We start from the raw sequence: 24,399 nt of genomic DNA on the forward strand, positions 1-24,399 counted from the left end.
CATAATGTGATCAGCGTGCTATATTGAGTCGAAGTTTGAAGTTTATCAATAAGTTGAACGCAATCAGCCGTATGGCAAGGAAGAAACAATGTTAACGCCGACAGAGCATTGGAGCTGGCAATACTGCCCCGTGAGAGACCGCTTACTATTAGATATCAGTGAGCAACTACAGTTTTGTTCTGTTCTCAATGGCAGGCAGTTACGCGAAAAGCCAACAAAACAGCTTTTTTCAATGGCTGATGCTGCGGCTTATTGGGATTATCATGACAGCCTTGCTTTACTAAATTTACCGGCAGCAGAACAACTTGAGCTATGTTTACATGCTCTTGCAGCTCGTTATGCTCAGCAAGGCGCACACAAAAGCTGGTATTTTGCTGAGCAACCGGCTAGTGCTGTTACCGAAAACCAATTGATTGAAGTGGTAGGCGCACAAGGTGCTATTCCTGCGTTGGTGCTGGCAGCGGAGGCTGATTGTGTGACCTGTATATTACTTGATGCTGGAAACAGTTTAAGCGGAAAGCCGTTAGCACGTTGCACAGTGTTGCGCTTGTTGCGAAGCAGAGTTAGGCCTTTATTGCTAAATAACAGTTTTGCTCGTAGTGCCTGAAGTCAGCAATGGGCAGATGACCATAGCTCACTGCAATTAGCTGTTTCTTATGGTATGCTGTAGCCTGTTTTATGCCAACAACAGGCGCACATGTTTAAAATAAAATCCCTTTTGCAACAAGTCTTTACCAGTGAACGTTCTACTACTGTCACTGTGCCGCCTGTGCTGGGTAAACGTCGTCGGTTTTTAATCCTGCTGCTGGCGTTGTTTCACACGCTAGGAGCTATTTCGTCATTAGATGCCTTGATGTCATCCCGAACATCTCAGGGCAGTATTGCCTGGATTATCTCACTCAACACCTTTCCTTATGCTGCGGTGCCGGCATACTGGATTTTTGGTCGCAGCCGTTTCCAGGGTTATGTCATATCCCGACAGGAAACCGCTAATGAATTGTATAATAAGCATAAAATTAAAGCCGCTGGCGTTGAGCCCTTTGCGCTGCAGTCAGATCGGATCCGCGGTAGTATTCAGGCTATTGAGCAACTGGCGAAAATGCCTTTTTTAACCGGCAACCAGGCTGAATTACTGATTGATGGAGAACAAACTTTCAATAGTATTTTTGAGGGCATCCGTCAGGCGAAGGATTATGTGTTTGTACAATTTTACATAGTGCGGGACGACAATCTGGGCCAGCAATTACAGCAGCTGTTGATTGAAAAAGCACAGCAGGGTGTCGCGGTGTATTTTTTATATGATGAAATTGGCAGCTATCGTCTGAGTAAGCGCTATATTCGTCGCCTGGCAGAGGCGGGGGTTATGGTAAGACCATTTCATTCCACTAAAGGAGCCGGCAATCGATTTCAACTGAATTTTCGTAATCACCGTAAAATTGTTATTACTGATGGTTTGCATGGCTGGCTAGGTGGACTGAATGTTGGTGATGAATACTTGGGCCTTAATCCGCGTTTTGGCCAATGGCGCGATACCCATTTAAAGCTGACGGGGCCCGCTGTAATGGGTATGCAACTGTCATTTGTCGAAGATTGGTACTGGAGTAGTGATGATATACCTTTGTTACATTGGCAGGCAGTGGCCAGTGAGCAGGATATTCCGGTTTTAATTGTACCTTCTGGCCCGGCAGATCGCTTTGAAACAGCCAGTCTGATGATACAACATGCTTTACACAGTGCAGTTGAGCGAATATGGATTGCCAGCCCTTATTTTGTTCCTGATGAAGGCACTCTAGCTGCGCTAAAACTGGCAGCCTTGCGCGGGGTGGATGTTCGGGTGCTAATCCCGGAACGAACAGATAATATATTAGTGAGTTTAGCGGCTTACGCCTTTATTGGTCCGCTATTGGATGCCGGTGTTAATATTTATCGCTACGATCGTGGTTTTTTGCATGCTAAAACCTTTATTTTAGACCACCATATCAGTGCTGTTGGCACAGTGAATCTGGACAACCGATCATTTCGGTTAAATTTTGAAGTGACGGCTTTGCTGGCAGATGAACAACTTAACCAGCAAATGGCGACACAGTTTATTGAAGATTTTAGCCATGCTCGTGAGATGAACTATGCCGATGTGCTGAATCGTGCCTGGTATTTGCGAGCAGCCTCTCGTGCGGCAAACCTAATGGCACCAGTATTATAAATAGGAGATACGCATTGTTACAGGTGAATGCAGCAGCGGTGATATCGCCGGCCGATCGTTTTTGTACTGTGCTAGAAAACAGTATCCGCTTACATCAATTCAGCCGTTTGCTGCTAACTAAATACTTGGGTTCTGAGCCATTACAACGCATTGAAATAACACCTGTTGAAATAAGACAACAAATACAATTGCGTTTTGTTTATTGCTATCAGACAAATCATCAAACTAAAAATATGGCATTTACCGAGGGGATGCAGCTTATTACACAGTTGTTGGGTACTCAGTTTAAACATGCTCATCTCGAAACTTTGCTTGAAAAATGTCAGTTAAGTTTCAGTAAGAAAGGTAAGCCTTTGTTCAGCAGTCAAACACTACCACCAGGTAAGGTACAGACAGAGACGCATTCACATAACCGGCAAAAACACCGGTTTATTGAACAAAGCCGCCCCTTTTTACAGGCTTTAGGCGTCACAGACAGTAATGGCGTTGTGATCCCTAAAATGTCAGATAAATGGAAGCAAATAAATAAATTCATTGAAGTTTTAGCCGCAGCAGTGAAAGAAACTGGCCTGACCGAGCGGCAGGTGTTGCATGTTGCCGATTTTGGATCTGGTAAAGCTTATCTGACTTTTGCCATGCATGATTATTTTTGCCAGACTCTGGGGTTAAATGCCAGTATTACCGGTGTAGAATTACGGCCAACGCTGGTGGATTTATGTAATGACGTCGCTGCTAAACTGCAGTTTACTCAACTGCAATTTGAACAAGGTGATGTACAGCATTTTAAAGCGCGTGGCATCAATGTCATGGTGGCCTTACACGCCTGTGACACGGCAACAGATCATGCCATTCATATGGGTATTCGCACTGGTGCTGAAATTATAATGTGCTCACCTTGTTGTCATAAAGAGTTACGGCCACAACTGCAACTACCACAGATTCTGGCACCTATGCTGGTACATGGTATTCATTTAGGTCAGCAAGCTGAGATGTTGACCGATAGTTTAAGGGCACTATTTCTGGAAGCACATGGTTATCAGACTAAAGTGTTTGAGTTTATTTCACTGGAACACACCAGTAAAAATAAAATGATCCTGGCCACCAAAAGACGTCATCCTAAAGACCCGCAAGGGGTGTTGGCACAGATTGCACAGCTTAAACAGTTTTATGGTGTTAAACAGCATACTTTGGAACGATTACTGCAGCAGTCTGTGGATGCTTTGTAATGATATCTGGCGCTTAGATTGCTTTGTTGTAAATATTATATTCATAATGTACACAAGGCAACCTTGATATTTACGGATACTTTGCTATTGTAATTAAAGTAATATTTACAATAACAGGTGTAATGGTGTTTAAAGCGCTGTCGGTGTTTGATTATACTTTCAGTAAGGTCATATCTCTGACCTTTGTGCAAGATGGTAGTTCAATGACAGCCTGGTACAGCCATTTTTCTGGCAAAGAAAAACTTTTTATAAATCATAAACTCATAAGCTGCAGTCGAAACTATGGTTATTTTTCAAGGCAGTATTTTGAACATTATGGCCATCAATACATTATCAGACTGGAAAACACTGTACTTTCTGGTGCTGAGCTATATTGTACTCTGAGTAAAAATGGTCAAGACGTGCAACGAAAAAGAGTAAAGCTTGAGCAACATCTTCCAGTGTTAAATTGGTATTGTTATAGCCTGTTACAGTTAGCAGCGATCAGTGCTTTAATACTGACTCTATGTTTAGCAGTTGGCGTATTGGCTGCGTACTTTCAATGGAGTAGCTGGCTTAGTTATTCTCTGGTGCTGACCATTATCGGCTTTGGTCTGAGCCAGCTGTGTCTCAATATATACCGGCAACAACTATTAAAGGCAAATATTGAAGATGATACGCTGAGATAACACATTTATTTATGCCTATGGTCAACTAAAATGTTTTATTTCACTGTTTACACAACCTTTTTTTTATCCTCTGCTAAACTTTTATCAGCTAGCTATACTCAGTTAAATGCCTCTCCTGCATTTGACTTCGGTTCAGCTATTCATGCTAAGTGTGCTAACTTCGTTCGAAGAGAGGTTCTATATGAACAAACGCTGTATTCCTATACTGTTGCTTACCGGTCTTGTCAGTTTTTCAGCACTGGCTGATTTAACCATTAATGGTTTCGCCTCAATCAAAGCCGGTATGACGACCAAGAGTGATCGTACCCTTTATGGTTATGACGATAAAATAGATTTTAAAAATGAAAGTTTAATAGCATTACAAATTCGCTCAGATCTTGGAGATAAATTGTCTGTGACCGCTCAGTTACTTGGTCGCGGACAAGAAGATTTTGATGTCGGTTTTGAATGGGCGTTTATCAGTTATCAGCTTAGTGACAATATGACAATTAATGCTGGTCGTTTGCGCACTCCATTTTATAAATATTCTGACTTTAAAGATGTAGGTTACGCTTACGATTGGTTAAGAGTGCCACAAGGAGTGTATGGGCTTGGGTTTGACAATATAGAAGGTATTAGCTTTTATCGTACTGCACAATTAGGTGGAATGGAATCCAGTTTACAATTAGTGGCAGGTGGATATAGCGGAACGACCAGTTTTAGTGGCACTGAGGTCAATGCTACTATTGACAGCATTGCCGGTATTACCTGGGAGTTATCGGCTCAGGCTCTGAGTATGCGGTTAGCTTACTTAACAGGAAAAACCAGTATTGACGTATCCCCCATTGTACTAGCACCAGGGTTTAACGTAGGTAACCTTTTCACCACCTTGGATTCAGTAGGTGTCAGCGCCTTAAGACGAGACATTGATATTGTAAATGAAAGTGCACAGTTTTTGGGCGGTGGCCTAACTTATGATGATGGCGACTGGATAGCGGTTACTGAACTGACTCAGGTAAAAGTGAATAACAGTTTTATCGCGACACAGCGAAATTACTATTTATCTGTAGGTAAGCGTTTCAACAGTTTTACCCCTTACATATCTTTTGAACGTGAAGATAACAAAAGTAAAAATGAAATCTACCAGCCATACGCTTCAGCCTTACCACCTGCGCTTTTTCAACCCGTTGTTGGCTTGGTCACTAGTCAGGCTCGTAAAGCTGATACTATGAATCTAGGGTTGCGTTATGATTTTCATCCATCTGCAGCCTTTAAATTACAATATAGCTCAGAGGACAATAAACGCTTGAACCGTCAAAGTGATTTAATTGCCTTGGGCATCGATTTAGTATTTTAGGGGGTGTTTATGCTAAGAATATTGAGTATGTTAATGGTATTAGGCTGGACCAATCTGGCATGCGCCGATATAGTGGTGATAGTTAACCCCGCTTTCACGGGCTCAGTCACCACGGATGAACTGGCCAGACTTTATACTGGCCGATCCAGTAGTTTAACGGCAGTTAACTTAGCTGAATCGCAAGCTATTAGAGCTGAGTTTGACCAAAAAGGAGTGGGACGCTCTTCGGCGCAACTAAAAGCTTATTGGTCAAAATTGGTGTTTACCGGTAAGGGGTCTCCTCCAAAAGAGCTGACATCTGAAGCGGAAATGCTGACGTTGATTGCCAGCGATCCACAGGCGATTGGCTATGTAAGCAGCGCTAATGTGAATGACTCAGTGAAAGTCATCCTGACACTGAATTAGTATTAGTTATTGTGGGGCAGCCTTCAGGTTGCTCTGCTGAGGTTAGCAATGAACAGCTTGTCTATTATTCAAAAAATCTGGAGCATCATTGCTCTGGCACTCTTAGCTTTTGCAGCAGTGGTAACGGTTAGTGTCAATTTTACCAGTAAGAATAACTCCACTATAGAGTCTATGCGCGACTATATGTATGAGTCGTCTAAACTGGCAACCCAGGTGAGGGTGGGGTTTGAGTCGCTAGATGAGTTTTTCACTCAGGCCGTGACCTTATCCGATCCGGATATCCTTTCAACGGCACAACAGCACCTGGCCTCGTTGCAGCGGAATTTACAACGATTACTGCAATTAAATCCGGAACAACAATCGCTATTGCAGCAGTTGGCGAGGGGAGTAGAGCAATATGCCAATACTTCTAGCGAGATTGCCGGTGAATTTATTGAGGGCACAGCTGATTTTGCGGTCATCTCAGATAAAATTAGCAGTAAAACCCAACAATTTGAATCTTTAAAACAGCAATTTACAGTCTTTGAGCAACAGTCTGATCAGCGTTTCACTACTGCTGTACAGGATGTCTACGAAAATATGCAATTTTCTTTGCAATTCATTTTGTTACTCGGCGGAGTACTCATGCTGATCTTGGCCGGGCTAGGTCACTATATAGCGCGACAAATTAGTCTGTCGGCCAGGCAGTTAGGTGAATCTATGGCCGAATTAGCCAGTGGAAAAGGCAACTTATCTAGTCGGCTAGAGGTAGTGTCTAAAGATGAGCTTGGTACAGTTGCTACAGAATTTAATGCATTTATCAGTACCTTACAGGCTTCATTTGCCGAAGTAACCCGTATCATTGAACCTTTGACCAATAGCTCGCGGCAACTGGCTGAAGGCATGTCTCAATTGGAGTCTCTAACGAAGGATCAAACAAATGATTCGTCTACGGTGACCCGAAGCATGACCGAGTTACAACAGTCGGTTCAGGAAATAAGCTCTTCGGCGGGTTATGCTGCTGATAGTGCCAATAAAGCTAATGAGTTGGCCAAAAATGGCTTTAGTAAAACTCGTGACGCGGTCAATTACTCTCAAGGCCTGGCAGATGAAATTAAGCAGGCGCAGCATGTAATTACTGAATTAGAAGAGAAAACCCGTAATGTCACAGCAATATTGCAAAGTATTAATGATATTGCTGATCAAACCAATTTACTGGCATTGAATGCTGCCATTGAAGCGGCTCGTGCCGGAGAACATGGTCGGGGCTTTTCGGTGGTTGCTGATGAAGTACGAAATTTATCTACTAAAACCGCAGAGTCAGTCACTACTGTGCAACGTGTGTTAGGGCAATTGAATGCTAATGTCAGTAATGCTGTTCAAATTATGAAAACCGCTGTGGGCAATGCAGAGCATTCTGCCAGTCTGGCAACGGATGCTGGCTCAGCTATTGCCAGTATTAGCGAGGAGATAGAACAAATCAATCAGTTAAACTCGCAAATAGCCGCAGCTACTGGCGAGCAAAGACAAGTCGCCGATCGTATAGCCGCTAACACTGAAAAAATGGCGTTATCTTTTGAACATACCAAGGGTGTACAAGAGAGTGTGCATGACATTTCGGATGGTCTACGTGGGTTATCGGTAGATTTAAGCAAGGTGAGTGCTAAGTTTAAAACCTGATGCAACTCATTTTGCATTTTGCTACCAAGGATAAGATAAATATTCCAGATAACGGGCACTGTCCAGCGTTTTTGGCAGTGCCTGCCACAAGGCCTCTGCCTGTTCGGGATATTGCTGATAAAACTGCTGACTGAACATTAAATAACCGATGGCATGGTATATAGGTGGACGTAATAACACCACGGGCATCAAATCCAGCTCTTTAGGATGAGCGGGCACACCATTTATTTCACAGAGGCTGGTGGTAGCATCAACCCTACCTAAAACCACTAACTCCATGGCTTGCTGAATCGAAAACACATCAACCTGAATATTATTTAGCGTTAAGGGCAAAAGTCTGTAACCTACCGGGCGAGCTAGCGTCACTGTTTTATCTTCTGCCAATTTACTGCTTAAATCATTATCATGCCGGTGTAACAGACACAACGCATTGCGGTTAATCGCCCTGCCTGTATCTGGTTGGCCTGATGTGTCTTTCGGGTAAATAGTGTAATGAGCACGTTCCGGACTGTATGCGGCGACTAAAGCATCCGTTTCATTACTTTCCAAAAGTTGCAAACACCGTAACCAGGGTAAACGTTGTAGTTTTAGGTTGATGCCTACAGCAGCAGTAGCAGCTTGTAAATGCTCTATTGTTGCTCCCGGTTCAGATGGTATTTCACTAGTATTGCCAGCATAGTAGGGCAACAATTGTTTGTCTTCATAACAAAAACGCAAAATAATGGCCGAGTTGTCTTGCCGTTGGGGGGCCGCCATAGCTATAGAGGACGACATGGCCAGTATCATTGCCAATGGCAATTGAAGAGTACCGATGCATAATAAACATCGTCTAAAACAGTGTGAGGTATTAACCATAACTGTACCCTAACCCCTGACAGCTTCAAAGTCTAGAAAAGTCTGCAGAAAAAGCGACACAGAGCATCTTAGATAAAAAGATTAATCTGTTGCCCCAATCTTGATTGATCCGTTGGAATTAACGCAGTATTTTGTTGCCCGCTTGGGCTGAAAAACGTATCAAACCCTATAATATTGTCAGTTTGTACAGGGTTTTTGTTTTGTTCAGCAGCAGGTGCGGTCTTGTTTTGAATAGCCTCAAATAAATTGTTACGATTTTGTGCAGTACCTTGCTCAAGGCGTTCTGCGGCCGTTAAATTCGTTCTGAGGTTGTTAGCCTGACTATCAGCCTGGCGAGCTTCGCTATCAAAACGCTTTGCTTCTTCGTTAGCTTGTCTAGCTTCGCGGCGTTTGGCTGAGGCCTGATTCTCCAAGGCCTTCGCCTGTTGCTCAGCTTGCTCCGCCCGTCGCTCAGTTTGTTGGCGGGTAAAGGCGTTCAGCGCAGGTGCTGAAACTGATAAGAGACTAGTCATCATTACCTTCTTGCTAAAATGGCTGGTTAGCTTTAGGGGCAACTGTAAATATAGCGTTATTTGCTTAATTTTCAATATCAAGCAGCCTGGCTGCAAAGATTAAGCATAATTAAAACAAATTTTCTCGGAAGCAGATTTTTAGGTCATACTGATAATGTTTCATTTCGTCGGAGCTATATTTTGTTTGCTGCTTTTTTAACTAACAACGGCCATTTTACAGTGACCGATCCTAACTACCGCAGAGTGTACCTTATAAATAGTATGCTGCTGGGTATAGCGCTGATCTGCAGCATTTTTTTTGTAATAAATCTGGCCTTTTTTCAGTTGTACAGTGTGGCACTGGTGGATTTTATTGGCGCTTTATGTGCGGTACTGGTATGGCGACGATTTCAGCAACAACCTGAGGTAGATAGCTCTGCCTGGCAAACGGTCATTTTACTTGCACTAGTGTTGTTAGCTTATCTGGCGGTTACTGCTGCTGAGTTTTACTCGCTCAGCTGGGCAATGGTGTTTCCGCCAGTGGCATTTTTTTTATTAGGTCGGCAAAAAGGGTTAATTCTAACAGTGGCTTTTTTTGTACTGGCCTGGTTATTGTTAAGGTTAGTGAAGGTCAGTTTGCCGGTCGAGGCCTGGTTTAATATTGGGGTCAGCAGTATTTGCCTGGTTTTCCTCATTCGTTATTTTGAAGTAAGTCGCAATGAAGCATTTAAAGCTTTAGCCCGCGAGCATCGTAAAAGTCAGCAATTATCTATTACAGACAGCCTAACGGGTATTTATAACAGGGCGAAATTAGATGCCTTACTCGAAAGTGAAATCAACCGGGCCGTGCGACATCATAGCCGTTTTAGTGTGATCCTCTGCGATCTGGATTTTTTTAAAAGGGTTAATGATCAATTTGGTCATATGGTGGGTGATCAGGTATTAATTCAGTTTGCTGCCATACTGACTGAGAGTTGTCGGGATCTTGATATTGCCGGGCGCTGGGGCGGTGAAGAATTTTTAGTGTTATGCCCTCATACCAATTTAGCCGGCGCGGTGCAGCTGGCTGAGCGTATCCGCAGCAGTGTAGAAAATGCCCGTTTTGAGCATCAGCAACGTATTACCCTAAGTCTGGGGATTGCCGAACTTAGCGCTAATGAAGATAGTAGCAGTTTGTTAAAACGCGCTGACGATGCCTTATATCGCGCTAAAGCAAAAGGCCGCAATAGGGCTGAGTATTAATCTGTATGCTGAAGAGTATAATTGGCATGCAATTGTTGCCGGGTGTATAAAAAAACAGTACCTTAGCATTATGTTTATTTTTTCTGCGCTAAAAGCGTAATATAATGGACTCTATGCAGGTTTCAGCCAATTTACTTTCAAGTGTTTTTCCATATTCCACTGTCACACTATTACTACTATTGGTCGGTTTTATTGCTTATTGGCTGGTGACTAACCGTAAGCATAGCGCTGCCGTTTTACAACAAGCATTACTCGAGCAACGCCTGGCTCAGCTTATAGCTGATAAACAACAGTTATTACAGCTGCAGCAGCAACTGCAGGGTGATTATCAGCAATTACAGCAGCGCCATGTGCAATTACAAACCAGCCTGCAAGAAAAACAACAGCATTTTACGGAACAGTTAAGCCTGATCCAGCAGAGTAAACAGCAACTCAAGCAAGAGTTTGAGCTTTTAGCCAATGAAATATTAGAGCGCAAAGGTAAAGCCTTTAACCAGTTAAACCGTGACAGCATGACTCAGCTGCTAACGCCGCTGCAGCAGGAGATGCTGGGCTTTAAACAAAAAATTGACCACTTGCATACCGAAGATACAAAGCAGCGCAGTGAATTAAAAGCGGAATTAAAGCTGCTACAACAGCTCAATGCCAAAATAACCGATGAAGCCAGTCAGTTAAGCCGGGCCTTGCTGGGGCAGCGTAAAGTTCAGGGTAACTGGGGCGAGTTAATGCTGGAAAACGTGCTGGACAATAGCGGCCTGCGCCTGAATATCGATTATCGGCGAGAGGCCAGTTTTAATGCTGAGCATGGCCGGCAACGCCCAGATGCCGTAGTGTTTTTACCCCAGGGCAAGCATCTGATTATTGATGCTAAAACTTCACTCTCGGCTTACACCCGTTTTGTCAATGCCGAGCATGAGCCTGAACGCCAGCTGGCACTGAAGGCTCATGTCGCCGCGGTTAAAGAACGCATTACCGAGCTGTCTGATAAAGCCTATTTTGATATTGCCGAATTAAACTCGCCAGAAGTGGTTTTTATGTTTATTCCGATTGAATCCGCCTATGTGTTAGCCTTACAACACGACGCAGCGTTGTTTCAGCAAGCTTTAGAGCGTAATGTACTGGTTACAACGCCCACTACTTTACTCACCAGCTTAAATATTGTGCGCCAGCTATGGCGTTTTGAAGATCAGAATAAGCATACCGCAGAACTAGCCAATCGGGCAGAGCGGTTTTATCAGAAATTGAAAACCTTTGTCGATAGCATGCAGGGCGTAGGACGCCAGTTAGACAAGGCGCGTGAAAGTTATGATAAAGCGCTGGGGCAACTGGTCAGCGGCAAGGGCAACTTAATAAAACAAGCGGCTGAATTTAAAGAGCTTGGTGTAGCGGTTAAAACTGAGCTGGATCCTGAGTTGGTTGAGCGGGCCCGATTGGAGCTCGGCACGGATCAGTTACCCGTTGAATAATAAATTAATAACTAAAGAGGTGTTACATGAAAGCGATTTTTTGCAGTGTGCTGCTATTGGCATTTAATTTGCCAGCGCTGGCTGCCCATCCCATTGGTATAGTGATTCACGGTGGGGCCGGTACAATAAATCAGGCACAGATGACAGCTCAGCAACAACAAGCCTATGAGGCCACATTGCGACATGCGGTCGACCAGGGCTATCTGGTACTGGAACAAGGCGGTAGCAGCCTGGATGCGGTGACGAAAGCCGTGACCATCTTAGAAGACTCACCCTTGTTTAATGCTGGTAAAGGTGCGGTCTATACCTGGGATGAAACCCATGAGCTGGATGCTTCTATTATGCTGGGTCAGGATAGAAATGCTGGCGCTGTTGCCGGAGTCACTAACGTGAAAAACCCGATTTTACTAGCCCGGGCAGTGATGGAGCATTCTGCTCATGTAATGCTGGCTGGCTCCGGCGCCGAGTTGTTTGCCAAGCAACAACAATTAGAGCTGGTTGAAAACCAGTATTTTAATACCGAGTTTCGCCATGAAGCGCTAAAACGTATGAAACAATCGCAGCAAGCGTTGCCGCATCAGGCGGCGGTATTGCAAGATCCGAACTGGAAAATGGGGACTGTGGGCGCGGTAGCGATAGATAAAGCCGGTAACCTGACGGCGGCTACCTCTACCGGCGGGATGACGGGTAAACGTTTTGGCCGTATTGGTGATGTGCCGGTACTGGGGGCCGGTAACTTTGCCGATAACACTAGCTGTGCGGTATCAGCAACGGGCCATGGTGAGTACTTTATTCGTTATCAGGTGGCCTCAGATATTTGTGCAAGAGTGAAATATAAAGGCATAACTGCAAAGTTAGCCGCTGAGCAAGTATTGGCGGAATTAGCTTACGTAGGCGGTTTAGGGGGCGTTATAGTGGTAGATAAAGCCGGCACACTAAGCTGGGCATTTAATACCGAGGGCATGTATCGCGCTATGCGTGGCGCAAACACACCGACACTTGTGGAAATTTTCCAATCGACTAAAAATTGAACAGCAAACTCAGGCTAATAGGCTAATCTTAAACAGGATGACAAAGCTGATTAAGACGTGGCAGCTTTTTGCAGGGGGAAACATGGATTTACTAAAAGTAGCAGATTATATGAACCGGCACCCGGTGACCTTTAGTGTCGAAATGCCGGTAGAAATGGCCGTAGACAGACTAATAAAAGGGCATCAAACCGGCGGGCCAGTGGTGGATGCGGATAAAAAAATTATCGGCTTTTTATCAGAGCAGGATTGCCTGGCACGCATGCTGATGTCAACCTATCATGATCAGCAATCTGCAAGAGTAGGCGATCTGATGCAAACCGTGGTACTTACAGTTAAGCCCTATGATGGCATTATCGATTTGGCGCAAACCATGTTGCATGCTAAACCTAAACTTTATCCGGTAGTGGATGATGATGGTTACTTACAGGGGATTATTACCCGCTCGGACGTATTGGGCGCGATTGATAAAGAATTGCACTCGCACTACGGTAAAGTCGGCTAACGCTAAAGCTGGATTTATACCCCGCTAACTTGATAGCATGGCGCCCTCTGAATGTTGAGGGCGTTATTTTGTCTGTTGAGACTGTTATTTCTGCTGCATCTTTATATGCGTTATTAACTGATTGCCTGTTACAGGACAGATTTCGGCTGCGCCGAAAACTGACTAACAGCAAGCAGATCGCCGAGCCAGATAAGCTACAGCAGGCATTAGAGTACATTGCTAAAGAGATCGCGCGCTCGAAAGCGTTACGCGATACCCGATTGGCTGCCATGCCAAAGATAAGTTACCCGCCAGAATTGCCGGTTGCCGCAAAACGAGAGCAAATCAAATCGGCAATAGCCGAGCATCAGGTGGTGATTATTGCCGGTGAAACTGGCTCGGGTAAAACCACACAAATTCCGAAGATTTGCTTAGAGTTAGGCCGTGGTATCACTGGCACTATTGGTCATACTCAGCCGCGAAGGCTGGCTGCGCGCAGTGTGGCTGATCGTATTGCTCAGGAGCTTAACTGTCAGCTGGGGCAACAAGTCGGATATAAAATTCGCTTTGGTGATCACACCAGCGAGCAAACCCTGGTGAAACTAATGACAGATGGTGTCTTGCTGGCGGAAATGCAGCAGGATCGTTTTTTAAACCAGTACGATACCCTGATCATCGATGAAGCACACGAACGCAGCCTGAATATCGACTTTTTGCTGGGATATTTAAAGCAGCTGCTCCCCAAGCGGCCTGATCTAAAACTGATTATTACCTCGGCCACTATTGATCCCCAAAGGTTTTCACAGCATTTTTTTAATGCGCCAATCATTGAAGTCTCTGGCCGTACTTTTCCGGTTGAAACCCGCTATCGGCCTTACAGTGAACAAATTGATAAAGATGCTGATCAACTGCAGGGTATTTTTGATGCGGTAGAGGAGCTGTACCGCGAGCCACCGGGTGATATTTTAATTTTTTTAAATGGTGAGCGTGAAATTCGCGACACTGCTGAAGCGCTGGACAAACTCAAGCTGCCCCATACCGAAGTGTTGCCACTGTATGCCAGACTCAGTGCCGCTGAGCAAAATCGCATTTTTCAAGGGCACAGTGGCCGGCGCATCGTGCTGGCCACTAATGTGGCGGAAACCTCGTTAACAGTGCCAGGTATCCGTTATGTCATTGACCCGGGTACAGCACGCTTATCGCGTTATAGTTACCGCTCTAAAGTGCAACAACTGCCAATAGAAGCAATAAGTCAGGCCAGTGCCAATCAGCGGCAGGGCCGTTGTGGTCGGGTAGCTGCGGGTATTTGTATCCGGCTGTATAGCGAAGAAGATTTTAACGGCCGGCCAGAATTTACTGATCCGGAGATTTTGCGCACTAATTTAGCCTCGGTCATTATGCAAATGCTGGCACTGGGGCTGGGCGATATTGATGCTTTTGACTTTCTACAAAAGCCAGACAGCCGCTTTGTTAACGATGGTATTAAATTACTCGAAGAGCTGGGCGCTATTGAACCCCAGCGGGGCCGCCAGCAACTGCGTTTAACGGCGCTGGGTAAGCAACTGGCGCGTTTACCGATAGACCCTCGCCTGGCACGGATGGTGGTTGCAGCGGCTGACAATAATGCCTTGCAACAGGTATTGGTCATAGTGTCGGCATTGTCTATTCAGGATCCGCGGGAGCGACCCTTAGATAAGCAGCAAAAAGCCGATGAAAGCCATGGCCGCTTTGTCGATACCGATTCTGATTTTAGTAGCTGGCTGAAGCTCTGGGCTTACTTACAACAACAGCAAGAAGCCCTGAGTAACAATCAGTTCCGACGTTTATGCCGCCTGGAGTTTTTAAATTACCTGCGGGTACGTGAGTGGCAGGATTTAGTCAGCCAGTTAACCCAGTTATGCAAAGAGCAGGGTCTGACGCTCAATAGCAGTACACCCGACTATCAACAGTTACACAGTGCCTTGCTGACGGGTTTACTGGGACAGGTGGGGGTAAGAGACAGTGATGCTGACTATTTAGGCCCCAGACAAACCCGTTTTTATGCATTCCCGGGTAGCCATTTATTTAAACGCAAGCCCAAATGGGTGATGGCGGCAGAGTGGGTGGAAACCAGCCGCTTATATGCCCGTAGTTTGGCCAAAATTGAGCCGGAATGGATAGAGCCCTTAGCCGGGCATTTGCTTAGCCGCAGTTATCATGAACCGCACTGGGAGAAAAAACACGGGGCAGTGATAGCCTACGAACAAGTGAGTTTGTATGGGCTGGTGATCGTCGCGAAACGCGCTGTGCTGTACAGCAAAATTGATGCTGCTGTTTGTCATCAGCTATTTATCCGCGAAGCCCTGGTTAATCAACAACTGGGCAAAGAGGAAGCTTTTTTAGCCTATAACCAACGCCTGATCGACGAGGTTATTGCTTTAGAAGAGAAATCGCGCCGGCGCGATATTCTGGTGGATGAAGACAGCCTGGCCGCATTCTATGCTGAAAAAATTCCACTCTGGGCCAATAACCGCATCGATTTTGCTAAGTGGTGGAAAAAACAGCGGGCCTTAGATGCACAGTATTTACATTTTGATCCGCAAAGCCTGCTTAACCGTGATACCAGTGATATTACCGCCGATAAGTTTCCCGGTAGCTGGGCTCAGGGCAATCTGACGTTGCCGTTAAGTTATCACTTCGCACCTGGCGAGAGTGATGATGGTGTCAGTGTCATTATTCCGCTGGCACTGCTTAATCAGGTAGAAGACAGCGGCTTTGACTGGCTCATACCGGCACTACGGCATGAGTTATTAGTGGCCCTGATTAAATCGCTGCCCAAGCAATATCGGCGCAACTTTGTGCCTGCACCCAATTATGCGGATGCATTGATGCAACTGATAGCACCAGAGCAAGGCCCGTTACTTGAGGTGGTCACTCAGCGTTTAAAGCGCATGTCGGGTATCACTATTGCTGAAGATGCCTGGGATCTGAACAGTATTGCCCCGCATTTAAAAATGAATTTTAAAGTGGTGGATGAACATGGCACAACGTTGCAGCAGGGCCGTTCATTATCCTTATTAAAACAAGGCTTACAGGGTCAGGTGCAGCATAGTTTAAGTCAGGTAGCTGAGCAGGGCATTGAGCAACAGCAGTTAACCGACTGGAGCTTTGGCCACTTGCCTGCTGAGTATGTCAAATTACAGGCTGGCTATGAAATTAAAGCTTTCCCGGCTTTGATAGATGAGGGCAGCTCAGTGGCGATTAAGCTGTTAGATAATCCACAGCAAGCGCAGCTGAGCAGCCGACAGGGCTTAAGACGTTTATTACTGCTAAATGTGCCTTCACCGGTAAAATATTTGCAGGATTCCCTCCCAAATAAAGCCAAGCTTGGCCTGTATTTTAACCCTTTTGGCCGTGTGATGGAGTTGATTGATGACTGTATTGCTGCCGGTGTCGATGCATTGATTGCAGCTGCCGCCATACCGCAAAATCAACAGCAGTTTACTGCGCTGCGCGAAACCGTCCGTGCTGATTTGGCCGAGACAGTGCTGCAGATTGCGCTTAAGGTAGAGCAAATATTAACGCTAAGCCATGACATTCAAAAGCGCTTAAAAGGCAAAGTTGATTTAGCACATTTTCAGGCGCAGGGAGATATAAAACAGCAATTATCTGAGCTGGTATTTAAGGGCTTTGTCAGTCAACATGGTGCCGCCAGGCTTGATGATCTGCAGCGCTATCTTACTGCAATGCAAAAGCGCTTAGATAAATTGCCTGTAGATCCACAACGCGACCGCTTATTGATGCACGAGTATCAAAAAGCAGCCGATGCCTATGATAATCTGTTAGGTAAATTTGCCGGTGCTAAGTTGCTACCAGAGCCGGTTCTGGCTATTTACTGGATGTTGCAAGAGCTTAAAGTGTCATTACATGCTCAGCAATTGGGTACACCTTATCCTATATCAGTGAAACGTGTGCTGCATGCGGTTGCCGAGAGTAAAGGTAGCGGCAATTGATTCGCTGAAGCTATGTTTGATGCGGCTTTACACAGCGTGTGGAAAGTTCTATAACTAGTGCACAGGCTTTAATAAAAAACGACGTAGTTTTGACAGGGGAGTGTTATGTTAACTAAAGGCGATGGTCGGCATTATTACCGGATGATGGTCAATGCAGATGTGAAACTGATGATCAATGATCCGGAGGCGGGTCGGTCAATTGATGGCATTTGCCGTGATCTGAGTGCTTCAGGAATGTCGGTTGAAATTGACGAGCCACTGGAGATGGGCACGTTAATTAAAGTACGTTTGGAGTCCGCCAATAGCAGTGTACCACCATTGGATGCCACGGCTAAAGTGATGCGTTGTGCCCAGGAAAGCGAAGATTGTTACCAGTTGGGCCTGGCCTTTATGGAACTGAATTAACCGATTGGCAGCTCATCTGGTAAAGGCCGTCCCGCGGCCTACCAAATTTTACACACCAGGCCTTTTAAGTAATAGCCTTCCGGGAAAAAGCTGGCCACCGGGTGATCACTGTCTTGTTGCAGTTTTTCAATAAACAAGCAATCACGATTGGCATCGAGCGCTGCATCTGCCACCACTTTTTGAAATAAACTGTCTTCCATCAGGCCAGAGCAGGAAAAAGTAAATAACAAACCGCCAGGTTTAACTAATTGCATTGCCAGGCGGTTTATATCTTTATAGCCACGACAGGCGCCCATTAGCTGTGATTTACTCTCGGCAAATTTCGGTGGGTCCAGGATGATAATGTCAAACAGCTCACCTTGTTCATGGTACTGGCGTAATAACTTAAATACATCTGCTTTAACATTGGTCAGTTTGCTGAGATCTAACTGGTTCAGTTCAGCGTTACGGCTGGCGGTGCTTAGTGCCAGTTCAGACATATCGGCATTAATCACTTCACTGGCGCCTCCTTGCAGTGCGGCCACAGCAAAGGTACCAGTATAGCTAAAACAGTTTAATACTCTGGCGCCACTGGCCAGACGTTTAACGGCAGCACGACTGGCACGCTGATCCAGATAAAAGCCGGTTTTATGGCCTTGTATCACATCAACCAGCAACGTCATGCCATGTTCTTTAATCAATACTTCGCCATGTTCACGCTCTGCAGCCAGCCAGCCTGTTACGGGTTTTAAACCCTCTTTTTTACGCACATCCACATCAGAGCGTTCGTAAATGCTATGCGATGGAAACAACTGTATTAACGCCGCCAACAGATTTTTACGTTGCGCGTCAGCGCCAGCGGACACTAATTGCAATACCAGCACATCGGCATATTTATCAATAGTAATACCGGGCAGGCCATCAGATTCGGCCGCAATCAGCCTGATGCCATCCGTGCTTTGGTCAAAAAGGCTTTGGCGTAAGGCCCAGGCGCGGCTTAAGCGGCGGCTGAAAAATGCCACATCAATGGCTTCATCCTGTTGGAATGTCCAAATACGGGCGCGAATTTGCGAGGAAGGCGAATAAGCTGCCCGCGCCAGCCACTGGCCACTACTGCTGTAAACCTCAACGGTATCACCGCGGTTTGGGGTGTTGATCACTTGCTTAATGGCATTGGAGAACAACCACGGATGACGGCGATTCAAAGCTTTGTCGCGACCATCTTGCAGGATAATGGCAGGGGATTTGGTATCAATATTCATCAGGAGTCTTACGCTTATTGGCTAAAGCAGGCATTTTAGAGAAGCACCGACCAAAAGAGAAGCGCTACGCCAGATTAACGCGATGATTAACCATGATTTACGCTATTAGTGATACCGTCTGACATTTATTCGTGATAAAAACGGCTTTAGTAAATGAGTTTTCAGCCGTTAATGGAGTAATGATGACAACCCTGCCTGATACTATGGCTGCCGCCATACTTGAATCTTCTGCAGATGGCGGTACTGCATTACAATGGCAACAGATCGCTGTGCCACAACCAGCTGCGGGTCAATTATTGTTGCAAGTCGCTGCCGCGGGTATTAATCGTGCAGATTTAATGCAGCGGCGTGGACAATACCCGCCACCCGCCTCAGACAGTAACATTTTAGGCTTAGAGGTCTCTGGTGTTGTGGTGGCCGTGGGCAGCAATGCTGATCATCATTGGTTGGGTAAAAAGGTGTTTGGCCTGGTTAATGGCGGCGGCTACGCCGCTTATGCATTGATGCCATCAGCTCAGGCGATGCTTGTACCTGATAGCTGGAGCCTGACAGAGGCGGCCGGTTGTGCTGAAACCTTTTTAACTGCCTACCAATTATTGTTTAGTTTGGGTCAGTTGCACCTAAGCAAAGCGCATTTAACCTCTGTCCTAAGCGGTCAAAAAGTATTAATTCATGCCGGCGCCAGCGGGGTAGGCACTGCGGCTATTTGTTTAGCTTCGCTCGCCGGAGCAGAGGTCGCCGTAACGGCATCGTCAGACGAGAAGTTGGCGGTGTGCCACTCGCTGGGAGCTCGCCATGGCTTTAATTATCAGCAGCAGGATTTTGTCAGTGTCTTAAAACAGCTCTGGCCTCCGGGCTGCCAGCTTATTTTGGATCCGGTGGCCGGCGATTACATCGCAAAAAATATACAGTGTCTGGCCATAGACGGAAAAATAGTGGTTTATGCGTTGATGGGAGGACGGCGATTGGCTGAGCTGGATTTAGCTCCGTTATTTCAAAAACGTGGTCAAATACTTTGCAGCACCTTGCGTAATCGCAGCCCAGACTATAAAGCAGAGCTGAGTGCCGCCTTTTATCGGCGTTTTGCTGCAGAAATGCAGCAGCGGCGTCTGATCCCACTGATACATCGGGTGTTTTCATATGAAGAGGTTGAGCAAGCGCACCAGCTAATGGCATCAAATCACACTATGGGCAAATTGATTTTACTTTTTTAGCTGGTTGGCTAACTGGGCTGGGTTGGTTACACTGCAACCTATCTGTAAAAATGGCGACTCAGGTTGCGTCTGACATAACACAGGATTGGCTATTGCATGAATGACACCCTTGGACAATCAGCATATACCAGAACAATTAAAAGCCTGGTGAGTCGGATCAGCGATACCACGAGCGGACAGCAATCTTTTTATGAGCAGGCAGCGAATTGGTTCTTCGGCCACAAAGCCAGAATTCAACAAGATATTGAGTATCAGCAACAGCTTTTTTTATTAGAACGACGAAAAGAGCAATGCGCTCAACGTGATTTAGGCTTAGTAGAGCGGCAATTAGCTCAGGAACAGCAGCATTACGCGGATTGGCAACATACACAGCAACAAATGGGTATTAAACATTATTTAAAATTACAGCAGTTGTGTTATGACATTCTGGCGGTATGCCAGGGGGAGAGGCCTGAAGACACATTACAACTGTCTGCAAAACTGCTGGGGACAATTCAATTAATGTCACCTACCCAGGGTAAGAACATCGCCGTCAATAATCAGAAAGTAAAGCATTTATACAAGGCGGTATTGTGTTTGCGCTTGCTGGATAAACTCATTGAAGACGAAAATTTACAACATAGCTATATCCGGCAGCGCTGGCAACAAAGCCAGACAGCAGATCGCCAAGCTGGCTATGATGCTTTTCGGGATGATGTGCAGGTGCCATTACTAATGGCAGCTTTACTGCAAGACATTGGCTCCCTGGCGCCTGAAGCACAACGTATTTTAAAAGGGGCAGATGGCACAGCTGATGAGTTTCGGGTATTAGAGCAAGATGAACGAGTGGAATTGCTGCAAATCAGTTTTGCACAAAGCGTAGAGTTTTTGCAAAAAGCGCTGGCTATAGCGCCATATCCTGGGCGTGATTTGCTGGAGCAGCAACGCCATATGCAGCGCGAGCGCGAAAAACTGAATTTAGCGCTTTTCTTATTAAAAAATGCTGTTAAGCCAGAACATGGTATAGGTAATGTGCTAAAAATACCGCAAATTTATACCTCAGTAGTGTTATCAACGAAAGCGAATTACCAATATGAAGATTTGCCTAAGGCGGCTTTAGTTCTGGAAAAAGGCGCGGAAAAGGGCTTATATAGCCCGGTGGCTGTGCGTGCGTTGTTGACGATTACCGGTACTTTCCCGCAGGGTTTTGGTATTGTTTATATTCCAAAAGATGCGGAACAGCGAGATCTGGACCGTTATGAATATGCTATAGTCAGCGGCCTTTATCCTCCTGACACAAAGGTGGCGTTGTGCAGGATGGTTACCCGTAACCTGACGTTTAATATATCTTCGCAGGCCTGTACTATCAGTGTTGATAATAATATGTTTTTCCCGTCTGCCAGAAAAAAATTGTCGGTAATAAGTGAGCAACGCCTTAGCGAAATACTTAGTAAACTTGTGTCAAATTTTGAAGAGCGCAAGTCAATGAGCTTATTGCCTAAATACTGGCATCCTGATGATTATTTTCAGTATGTTAAAAATCAAAATTTATGGATTAAAGTGGTGATGCTGGAAAACTAATGTCTGGCAGCCTAAAGGAAAACTGGTATGGCATCTGTCTACTCCGGCCACGCGATAGCGACCAAAGCCGTAGCCCATTTAATTAATCGTATCAGCGATCAAACACCGGTGGCGGACTCTTTGTTTGAGCGTGCAGCGGCCTGGTTTATCCGTCAGCAACAGCGTGATGGCCGCCAGTTAGAACTCGAGCAACAGATTTTATTATGTGAAAAACGTCAGGCTGAATGTAGCCGCGGGCAACAAGCGGATATTAAGCGCTTACTGGATGATGCCCATAGCCAGATTGAGACCTTACAGCAGCAACAGCAGGAGGATGCTGCGACGCTGACCATTTGGTTTCGGGCATTGGTGCACGATATTCTGACACTTTGTCATGGCGACAATACAGAAGATACCTTAAACGCCTCTGCCAGGGTGTTGGGTACTATACAATTGCTTTCACCCACCGAGGGTAAATATATTGCTGAGGTAAATAGTCGGCATCGTCATTTGTACAAAGCAGTGCTTAGTTTACGTTTACTGGATCAGCAACTCAAAGACGGTCAGCTACAGGATAGCTATATTTTGGAGCGATATAATGCCAGTAAAGCCGGGCCACCATCTGCTGATAATCACTATTTTTCCTTTTATGACGATGTTCAGGTACCGCTTGTCATGGCGTCATTACTGCAAGATATAGGCAGTGTTCACCCGGATGGCTTAGCCATTTTAACCGGCGCTGATGGTAAAGCTAATCCATTGCGTCCGCTGGATAACGAGCAACGTACTGAATTATTGAAGGTTTTTTTTCGGGAATGTCTAAGTTTTGCGCAAAAAGCCCTGGTCGCGGCCCGCTATATGGGGCGTGATCGGCATGAGCGCGATTGTTTTGTTCGCAATGAAGAGCAGAAAAAAGCCTTTTTGCTAAAGCTGCTGCGCTTTTCGTTTAAGAGTAATGAAGAAATTGGCAGCTTACTGAAAATCCCGCAAATTTATACTGCCTTTGTGCTTTCTACCAAAGAACAATATCAGTACGAACAATTACCCAAAGTAGGCATATTACTGCAAAAAGGAGTTGATAAAGGCATGTATCATGCCTCGTCAGTGACGGGATTAATCAAAGTGACTGGCCATTTCCCACAGGGCTTTGGCGTTGTCTATGTGCCCAAGGACTCTGATGGTAATGATTTAGAGCGCTATGAGTACGCTATCGTGACCGGCCTATGCCCCAAAGATCCTGAGCAGCCTGTTTGTCGCCTGGTGACCTACAGTATGACATTTAAAATGTCCGTGCACGGTATGGTGTTAAGCAAAGCTAATAACTTATATTACCCAGAAGGCCGTAAAAAACTGGCTACAGTCAGTGAGGAGCGCTTACTGGAAATTCTGGAGCGGCTGGTATCCAATTTTGAAGAACGCAAAAACATGCCGTTACTCCCCCAATATTGGTTACCAAATGATTATTTTAGCGTCAGTCGTAATCAAAACTTGTGGAATAAAGTAGTCAACCAACACATTTAGTCTGGTGTCTTAGGGGGCGATGCTTTATTGGTTTGCTCTGAACTGTCACCTGCGTTGCAGCATATCCCATCAGCGTCGATAGCCGCAGGGTTGTCATGCTCAGCCCCCCGATGATCACTGTTGTTATCAGCATTAATATTGTCTGCCACAGGCTCTGCCCGCATTTGCTGTTGCACCGATTGCTCATCCACTCTGGGGTCCAGCGCTGCGGCTAAGGGCGAGGAGACTAAGTCGCCTGAAGCCAGTTGATAATCAGATGACGCTTGTTGAGCTAATAATTTATTTGCCATTTTTTGGTTGTAATTGACCCTCTGTAACCGGATAAACAGCAGCAAACAACAGACTGCCATATAGCCATACAGCATACTGTTCCCCAGTAATTGCATAAAGGCAGAGGCAATCAGTGGCCCTATGGTTGCACCAATACCAAAGGTCAACAAGATGGTGGCAGACAGTGCCACCCGATCATTTTGATCAATATGCTGGTTAGCCAGCGCTGTGGCTAGCGGGTAGAGGGTAAAGGCAAGAATACCAAAGCAAAAGGTCGCGCCAAGCAGAAAAAAACCCGAGAGCGGCAGTATTGCCATCGTTAACACTATGACACCAAGTAGTGCACTGTTGATCCGCAATAAGCGGCTGCGCGGGATTTTATCAGACAACTTGCCCATCGGATATTGCGCCAGTAAGCCGGCTAAAATAGTCACCGACATAAAGCTGGCAATGCCGGCGTTAGATAAGCCACTGTTGGCCACAAAAGCCGGTGCCAAGCCATAGAAAGAGCCGGAGATGCCGCCGGCAATTAAAATAGTGGTTAATGATTGCGGTACCTGGCGCCAGAATGGCAGAATTTTTAACGGTGCCGGATGCAGTGGTGCCGGGTGGATACGCCGGGTCAGTGCAATTGGCACAATACAAAGCGCATAACAAATACCCACCAGCAGCAGTGGCTCCAGCCCCAGCTCAGGAAACAGCGATAACACAGTTTGACCACCAATCATGCCAATGTAGGACACAATCATATAGGCAGCAAACACGGTACCGCGTTGCTGGGTTTCAGCTTGCTCGTTTAACCAGCTTTCCAACACCATGTATTGGCACATCATGCCAGTACCGACCAGTAAACGCAGTACCAGCCAGACTTCCAGTTGTAAGGTGAGCGCATGCCCCAATGCCGATGCGGTAACAATACCGGCGCTGGCGACAAAGGTACGGATATGGCCAACCCTGGCAATTAAGCGATGGCCGAGTTTTGAACCCACCACCAGCCCCAGGTAATAACAGGACATCATGGCGCCAATCCACAACGGCTCTACCTGATTAGCAGCTAAGGACAACCCCAGGTAGGTGGTCAGCAAACCCGCTGCCAGCACCATCACCAGGGTGCTGCTGAACAGCGAGGAAAAACTGCGAAATGGGCTGGACATGAA

20 protein-coding genes are annotated in these 24,399 nt (G+C 45.8%); 16 read left to right on the forward strand and 4 right to left on the reverse strand.

From position 1 onward, the window contains the following. Positions 1-88 precede the first annotated feature (88 nt). The 7 genes from V7D78_RS04820 to V7D78_RS04850 all read left to right on the forward strand — a co-directional run bounded on the left by V7D78_RS04820 (position 89) and on the right by V7D78_RS04850 (position 7,494). Positions 89-607, forward strand: a complete 519-nt coding sequence (locus tag V7D78_RS04820) for a cell division protein ZapC domain-containing protein (protein ID WP_333607299.1) — start codon at positions 89-91, stop codon at positions 605-607. A gap of 90 nt (positions 608-697) precedes the next feature. Further along, complete coding sequence (cls, locus tag V7D78_RS04825; protein WP_333607300.1) at positions 698-2,200, forward strand: cardiolipin synthase; 1,503 nt, start codon at positions 698-700, stop codon at positions 2,198-2,200. A gap of 23 nt (positions 2,201-2,223) precedes the next feature. Continuing rightward, entirely contained in the window at positions 2,224-3,426 is a 1,203-nt protein-coding gene (locus V7D78_RS04830) for a class I SAM-dependent methyltransferase (protein ID WP_333607329.1), read from the forward strand. Between the two features lie 125 nt (positions 3,427-3,551). Next, positions 3,552-4,094 carry a hypothetical protein gene (locus V7D78_RS04835; protein ID WP_333607301.1) on the forward strand — a complete coding sequence of 181 codons (543 nt, stop codon included), beginning with the start codon at positions 3,552-3,554 and terminating at the stop codon, positions 4,092-4,094. Positions 4,095-4,275: 181 nt separating this feature from the next. Then, positions 4,276-5,430 carry a porin gene (locus V7D78_RS04840; RefSeq protein WP_333607302.1) on the forward strand — a complete coding sequence of 385 codons (1,155 nt, stop codon included), beginning with the start codon at positions 4,276-4,278 and terminating at the stop codon, positions 5,428-5,430. A gap of 9 nt (positions 5,431-5,439) precedes the next feature. Then, positions 5,440-5,835 (forward strand): phosphate ABC transporter substrate-binding protein, encoded by a 396-nt coding sequence (locus V7D78_RS04845; protein WP_333607303.1) that lies wholly within the window; start codon positions 5,440-5,442, stop codon positions 5,833-5,835. A gap of 48 nt (positions 5,836-5,883) precedes the next feature. Then, on the forward strand, positions 5,884-7,494 hold the full coding sequence (locus tag V7D78_RS04850) for a methyl-accepting chemotaxis protein (protein ID WP_333607304.1): 1,611 nt from the start codon (positions 5,884-5,886) through the stop codon (positions 7,492-7,494). Positions 7,495-7,515: 21 nt separating this feature from the next. Here V7D78_RS04850 and V7D78_RS04855 read toward each other — a convergent pair whose 3' ends face one another. Together V7D78_RS04855 and V7D78_RS04860 are read right to left on the reverse strand one after the other, a co-directional pair. Further along, the gene (locus V7D78_RS04855; protein ID WP_333607305.1) at positions 7,516-8,268 is read right to left on the reverse strand and encodes an amino acid ABC transporter; all 753 of its coding nucleotides are present in this window, start codon (positions 8,266-8,268) and stop codon (positions 7,516-7,518) included. 149 nt (positions 8,269-8,417) lie between these two features. Then, positions 8,418-8,861 carry a hypothetical protein gene (locus tag V7D78_RS04860; protein WP_333607306.1) on the reverse strand — a complete coding sequence of 148 codons (444 nt, stop codon included), beginning with the start codon at positions 8,859-8,861 and terminating at the stop codon, positions 8,418-8,420. A 180-nt stretch (positions 8,862-9,041) separates the two neighbouring features. Between V7D78_RS04860 and V7D78_RS04865 the strand changes: the two genes are divergently transcribed. The 6 genes from V7D78_RS04865 (at position 9,042) to V7D78_RS04890 (ending at position 17,457) form a co-directional block, all read left to right on the forward strand. Further along, positions 9,042-10,082 (forward strand): GGDEF domain-containing protein, encoded by a 1,041-nt coding sequence (locus V7D78_RS04865; protein ID WP_333607307.1) that lies wholly within the window; start codon positions 9,042-9,044, stop codon positions 10,080-10,082. A 113-nt stretch (positions 10,083-10,195) separates the two neighbouring features. Next, positions 10,196-11,548, forward strand: a complete 1,353-nt coding sequence (locus V7D78_RS04870) for a DNA recombination protein RmuC (protein WP_333607308.1) — start codon at positions 10,196-10,198, stop codon at positions 11,546-11,548. A 26-nt stretch (positions 11,549-11,574) separates the two neighbouring features. Then, positions 11,575-12,579, forward strand: a complete 1,005-nt coding sequence (locus V7D78_RS04875; RefSeq protein WP_333607309.1) for an isoaspartyl peptidase/L-asparaginase family protein — start codon at positions 11,575-11,577, stop codon at positions 12,577-12,579. 82 nt (positions 12,580-12,661) lie between these two features. Beyond that, on the forward strand, positions 12,662-13,081 hold the full coding sequence (locus V7D78_RS04880) for a CBS domain-containing protein (RefSeq protein ID WP_333607310.1): 420 nt from the start codon (positions 12,662-12,664) through the stop codon (positions 13,079-13,081). 68 nt (positions 13,082-13,149) lie between these two features. After that, positions 13,150-17,052, forward strand: coding sequence for an ATP-dependent RNA helicase HrpA (gene hrpA / locus V7D78_RS04885; protein ID WP_333607311.1), 3,903 nt, complete (start codon positions 13,150-13,152; stop codon positions 17,050-17,052). A gap of 105 nt (positions 17,053-17,157) precedes the next feature. After that, positions 17,158-17,457, forward strand: coding sequence for a PilZ domain-containing protein (locus tag V7D78_RS04890; RefSeq protein ID WP_333607312.1), 300 nt, complete (start codon positions 17,158-17,160; stop codon positions 17,455-17,457). Positions 17,458-17,495: 38 nt separating this feature from the next. On the opposite strand, the gene V7D78_RS04895 is transcribed toward V7D78_RS04890, so the two are convergent. Next, positions 17,496-18,698, reverse strand: coding sequence for a class I SAM-dependent methyltransferase (locus V7D78_RS04895; protein WP_333607313.1), 1,203 nt, complete (start codon positions 18,696-18,698; stop codon positions 17,496-17,498). Between the two features lie 182 nt (positions 18,699-18,880). Between V7D78_RS04895 and V7D78_RS04900 the strand changes: the two genes are divergently transcribed. The 3 genes from V7D78_RS04900 (at position 18,881) to V7D78_RS04910 (ending at position 22,972) form a co-directional block, all read left to right on the forward strand. Continuing rightward, a complete protein-coding gene (locus V7D78_RS04900) occupies positions 18,881-19,912 on the forward strand; it encodes an NAD(P)H-quinone oxidoreductase (protein ID WP_333607314.1) in 1,032 nt (343 codons plus the stop codon). Between the two features lie 96 nt (positions 19,913-20,008). Beyond that, positions 20,009-21,472 carry a hypothetical protein gene (locus tag V7D78_RS04905; RefSeq protein WP_333607315.1) on the forward strand — a complete coding sequence of 488 codons (1,464 nt, stop codon included), beginning with the start codon at positions 20,009-20,011 and terminating at the stop codon, positions 21,470-21,472. Positions 21,473-21,499: 27 nt separating this feature from the next. After that, entirely contained in the window at positions 21,500-22,972 is a 1,473-nt protein-coding gene (locus V7D78_RS04910) for a hypothetical protein (protein ID WP_333607316.1), read from the forward strand. On the opposite strand, the gene V7D78_RS04915 is transcribed toward V7D78_RS04910, so the two are convergent. Continuing rightward, positions 22,969-24,396 (reverse strand): MFS transporter, encoded by a 1,428-nt coding sequence (locus tag V7D78_RS04915; protein ID WP_333607317.1) that lies wholly within the window; start codon positions 24,394-24,396, stop codon positions 22,969-22,971. The genes V7D78_RS04910 and V7D78_RS04915 overlap by 4 nt on opposite strands. Positions 24,397-24,399 lie beyond the last annotated feature (3 nt).

This window comes from Arsukibacterium sp. (assembly GCF_036735525.1).
In the GTDB taxonomy this organism is placed as follows: Bacteria; Pseudomonadota; Gammaproteobacteria; order Enterobacterales; family Alteromonadaceae; genus Alishewanella.